5 protein-coding genes and 1 tRNA gene are annotated in these 4,294 nt (G+C 49.0%); 5 read left to right on the top strand and 1 reads right to left on the bottom strand.

Features of this window, described 5'->3' with window-relative positions; all coding sequences use genetic code 11:
* On the bottom strand, window positions 1-469 hold a 469-nt coding region (locus LUQ50_RS09690; protein ID WP_300039601.1), incomplete at its 3' end, for an RNA-binding protein.
* 141 nt (window positions 470-610) lie between these two features.
* On the opposite strand from LUQ50_RS09690, the gene LUQ50_RS09685 reads away from it, so the two are divergent.
* The 5 genes from LUQ50_RS09685 to LUQ50_RS09665 all read left to right on the top strand — a co-directional run bounded on the left by LUQ50_RS09685 (window position 611) and on the right by LUQ50_RS09665 (window position 4,286).
* Window positions 611-838: an LSM domain-containing protein gene (locus tag LUQ50_RS09685; RefSeq protein WP_300039599.1), complete on the top strand. Its 228-nt coding sequence runs from the start codon at window positions 611-613 to the stop codon at window positions 836-838.
* A gap of 14 nt (window positions 839-852) precedes the next feature.
* Window positions 853-1,035, top strand: coding sequence for a 50S ribosomal protein L37e (locus LUQ50_RS09680; RefSeq protein WP_300039596.1), 183 nt, complete (start codon window positions 853-855; stop codon window positions 1,033-1,035).
* 2 nt (window positions 1,036-1,037) lie between these two features.
* Complete coding sequence (gene purF, locus LUQ50_RS09675; protein WP_300039594.1) at window positions 1,038-2,450, top strand: amidophosphoribosyltransferase; 1,413 nt, start codon at window positions 1,038-1,040, stop codon at window positions 2,448-2,450.
* A 60-nt stretch (window positions 2,451-2,510) separates the two neighbouring features.
* A complete protein-coding gene (gene serA / locus LUQ50_RS09670) occupies window positions 2,511-4,142 on the top strand; it encodes a phosphoglycerate dehydrogenase (protein WP_300039592.1) in 1,632 nt (543 codons plus the stop codon).
* A gap of 70 nt (window positions 4,143-4,212) precedes the next feature.
* Window positions 4,213-4,286 (top strand) — tRNA-Val (locus LUQ50_RS09665).
* The last annotated feature ends 8 nt before the right edge of the window (window positions 4,287-4,294 follow it).

Raw genomic sequence — 4,294 nt, 5'->3', positions numbered from 1 at the left:
CGACATGGTGGAATGTTTTGATTACCTTCCCTTTCTCCTGTGCCATGAGGTCTTCAGCGTCGAAAAGGGCAATTCCCAGGGCAAGAGGTTTTCCATGACGTTCATCCACAATCTGAACCGGTCTTCCTGCTTTCACATCCGGACTCACTGATTTTATTCCCGGGCGCATGATATCGGCGCCGTTAATGACAAATGATACGGCACCCATGTCCACGACGATCCTGCGTTCCGGGAAGGGTCTTGCCAGTGCGCCTTTGAGACTTGGGAAGAGAACACCGTCTTTTTCGATAAGGAGTGGCTCCTTATCAACGAGATAAATATGGAGCTGCGTTCCGGTCTCAAGTACCTCGATAGTCTTCGCAGAAAAGAGTTCAGCTGAAGGTCCTATCTCTTCGTGAAGAGATCCCATCAGTTCGGCAACCTGTGACTTCCTGATCGGATGACGCCGTTTTGCGATTATTTTCCCCATATATCAGGTATCATTTTGATGATCAAACCCATATATGTCTGTAGATGTCGGGTGTAAAACCCGGAGAGGGTATTCGGATAATCTTTAAGTACCGTCCCCTCTCAATCTATTCACTCATCTCGAGTTACACAGGGTAGTAATATGACCAAAAGACCTATGGATATTTTAGATCAGGTCCTCAACCGGCAACCGGTACTGGTATCTCTGAAAGGCGGACGTGAAATTCGGGGCGTCCTACAGGGATATGATGTCCACATGAACCTCGTCCTCGATAAGGCAGAGGAAGAGATAAACGGGCAGCCTGTAAGTATCGGCACCCTGATTATCCGCGGCGATAATGTCATCTACATCTCCCCGTCAGTTCAATAAGAGGTAACAAGTCTATGTCAAAAGGTACACCATCACGCGGAAAGCGCCAGACGCAGACCCACATCACCTGCCGGCGGTGTGGAAAGATGTCCTATCACAAGCGGCACAAAATTTGTTCCTCATGTGGATTTGGAAAGAGCCCAAGGCTTCGTGGATACCGTTGGATTAACAAGCGGCCCAAGATTGCAACTCATTAATTATGTGCGGTATCGTTGGCATCAGTAGTTGTGCCGACGTCTCCTTTTCTCTTTATTATGCGCTATATGCGCTTCAGCATCGCGGCCAGGAGAGTGCTGGAATTGCTACTTTTAACGGAACCGGCCTGTGCAAATACAAGGGCAACGGGCTTGTCTCTGAAGTATTTTCTGAGGCTACGCTCAGTTCATTAAGTGGTTCGGTTGGCATTGGCCATGTCCGGTACCCGACAACCGGAGAGAATCGCCCGGAAAACATTCAGCCGTTTCTCTTCAGTTTCCGTGGTCATGTGATAGCCATTGCGCACAATGGCAATCTTGTCAATTACCGGGATCTTCGTACAAAATTCGAAGATAAAGGACAGATATTCTGGTCGACTTCTGATACTGAAATAATCTCTAAGATTATTACTGAAGAGATCAGGAAAGGCGGTACCATTGAAGACGCAGTCCGGCAGTGTATGGAATGCCTGAAAGGTTCGTATTCAGTCGTTCTGATGTATGATGGGGATCTGTATGCGTTCCGGGATCCCCACGGGATTCGCCCGCTCTGTTTTGGTAAAGTTGATGACTCTTACATCATCTGCTCCGAAAGTGTTGCAATTGATGCATTGGCAGGAAAACTTGAGCGTGATGTCTATCCTGGTGAGATGATCCATATCGGCAGGGACGGAGTTCGTTCCAAGCAGGTTGCCGAGGCACAACACCGGGGCCACTGCGTGTTTGAGTACATCTACTTTGCACGGGCAGACTCCCACCTTGATGGTTCGCTCGTGTATGATGTGCGCCGGAAGATAGGTGCCCGGATCAGTGAAGGTGAACCGGTTCAGGCCGATGCGGTCAGCCCGGTTCCTGATTCGGGGACCGCGTACGCAGTTGGTTTCTCTGAGCATTCAGGTATCCCGTTTAAAGAATGCCTGATCAAGAACCGGTATATGGGGAGGACCTTCATTATGCCGAACCAGAAACAGCGTGAGCGGGCCGTCAGGATCAAACTGAACCCGATTCCGGATCATCTTCGGGATCGTTCGGTAGTCCTGGTTGACGACTCCATTGTGAGAGGAACAACCTCACGCCGGATCATTGAGACCATGCGTGATGCAGGGGCACGGGAGATTCATATGCGGATTGGATCTCCGATCATCAAGGCTCCCTGTTATCTTGGTGTCGATATGCCAACCCGTGCAGAACTGATTGGCAGCGATAAAGATGAAGAAGAGGTCCGCAAAAGCATCACGGCAACGTCACTACATTACCTCTCAATCGAGGCTCTGGTAGAATCCATCGGGATAGCGAAAGAGGACCTCTGTCTCGGTTGTCTGACTGGTTGTTACCCGGTTGAGATCTGCAATGAAGTCTGTGAAAACCGTTGTATCACGATAGTAGATCGTGATTTTCAGACGAATCTTTTTCATTAAAGAATAGCATCACCCATCCTCGTTTCTCCTCTTTTTACCTGTTGATTGGGTTACTGTCCGATGACAATTATCAAGTCATCTTCAAGCGACTTTGTAATGAGTACTGTGAAATTTAACGTTCTTGTCAGTGATGATCTCGCAGAAGAAGGTATAGAAATTCTCAGAGAGCAGGTGATGGTTGATGTGCAAACCGGTCTTTCTGAAGATGAACTGGTTGCCACCATCGAGAATTATGATGCGCTTCTGGTCCGTTCCGGAACACAGGTGACTGAACGGGTGATAGAAGCAGGAAAACGTCTGCGCTTCATCGGTCGTGCGGGAGCCGGAGTGGACAATATCGATATGAAAGCCGCAACAAAGCGCGGGATCATCGTGGCAAATGCTCCGGAAGGCAACACCCTGGCTGCAACCGAGCACACTATGGCAATGATGCTGTCACTCTGCCGGAACACTCCTCAGGCAAATGCCTCGATGCAGGCTGGTGAATGGAAGCGATCCAAGTTCATGGGTGTGGAACTAAATGAAAAAACCCTCGGTATTGTCGGACTTGGAAGGATTGGCAGGGAAGTAGCAAAACGGGCTTCCTCTTTTGATATGAAAATTATCGGGTATGACCCGTTTATCACCGGAGAAAAGGCTGCCGCGATGGGTATCCAGGCGATGAGTCTTGAAGATCTCTTCAAGCAGGCCGATATTATCACGGTTCACACACCCCTGATCAAAGAGACCCGTCATATTGTGAATCCGCAGACCATCAAGACGATGAAAGATGGAGTTCGGATCATCAATTGCGCGCGTGGTGGAATCATCGATGAAAAGGCACTTGCCGATGCAGTGAAGGCAGGGAAGGTTGCCGGCGCTGCAATCGATGTGTTTGAATCAGAACCACCCAAGGATTCACCTCTTCTGGGTATCCCGGGAATTATCACCACTCCCCATCTCGGCGCAAGCACGGTGGAAGCTCAGAAGAATGTCTCCATCTCTGTTGCAAAGCAGTGTCTCGAAGTCCTGAATGGTGGAAGTGCCAAGTATGTCGTGAATGCGCCGATCATTCCCCCTGATATGCATGAATCGATTCAGCCGTTTGCAATTCTTGCAGAAAAGATGGGGCGTCTGTTGATCCAGATTGCAGAAGGCAAGATTCAGAAACTTGAGATGATCTATGGTGGTGAACTGGCATCGCTGGGGCCGTCATCAAAACTGATCACACATATGGCCATCAAGGGTCTCCTTGATCCCATCCTCCGGTTCCCGGTGAATATGGTCAATGCTTCAGTAGTTGCACAGGATCGCGGAATTGCGGTATCAGAGACCCAGACCGCCGAATCAGCAGGATACAAAAACCTCCTGACGATGAACGTGATAACTGACACCAGCGATCTCAGTATTGCAGGATCGATTGTCTATAAAGGAGGAAGCCGGATAGTTTCAATCGGCGGGTACACTATGGATATGATCCCTGAAGGCGCGGTTATCATCTCGCGTCATCTTGATAAGCCGGGAGTTATCGGACGAGCATCCACGATTCTGGGTGAAAGCCAGATTAACATCGCCGGAATGCAGGTTGGAAGATTCAAACCCGGTGAAGAAGCAATCATGGTCCTCAATGTCGATAGCGATGTTACTGAAGAGGTTATGGAAGCAATTCGAGGCATGCCCGGGATATATTCTGCAAAATTTGCACGGATCTAATTACCTGATATACTCAATAAAAATCACAATTTTTATATGTGACTCCCCCCTACATTGTAAGGCACAACCGGGGCTCGTGGTCTAGCTGGTTATGACGTCGCCTTGACATGGCGGAGATCCTGAGTTCGAATCTCAGCGAGCCCATATCTTTT

The sequence above is a fragment of the Methanospirillum sp. genome, assembly GCF_028679455.1.
GTDB lineage: Archaea > Halobacteriota > Methanomicrobia > Methanomicrobiales > Methanospirillaceae > Methanospirillum.
The sequence above is the reverse complement of the archived record's forward strand: the minus strand, read 5'-3'. Positions and strand labels throughout refer to the sequence as shown.

Excerpts from the sequence above, each read along its gene's own strand:
- LUQ50_RS09685 (WP_300039599.1), top strand. The coding sequence starts at position 611 with ATGACCAAAAGACCTATGGATATTTTAGATCAGGTCCTCAACCGGCAA.
- LUQ50_RS09680 (WP_300039596.1), top strand. The coding sequence starts at position 853 with ATGTCAAAAGGTACACCATCACGCGGAAAGCGCCAGACGCAGACCCAC.
- purF (WP_300039594.1), top strand. The coding sequence starts at position 1,038 with ATGTGCGGTATCGTTGGCATCAGTAGTTGTGCCGACGTCTCCTTTTCT.
- serA (WP_300039592.1), top strand. The coding sequence starts at position 2,511 with ATGACAATTATCAAGTCATCTTCAAGCGACTTTGTAATGAGTACTGTG.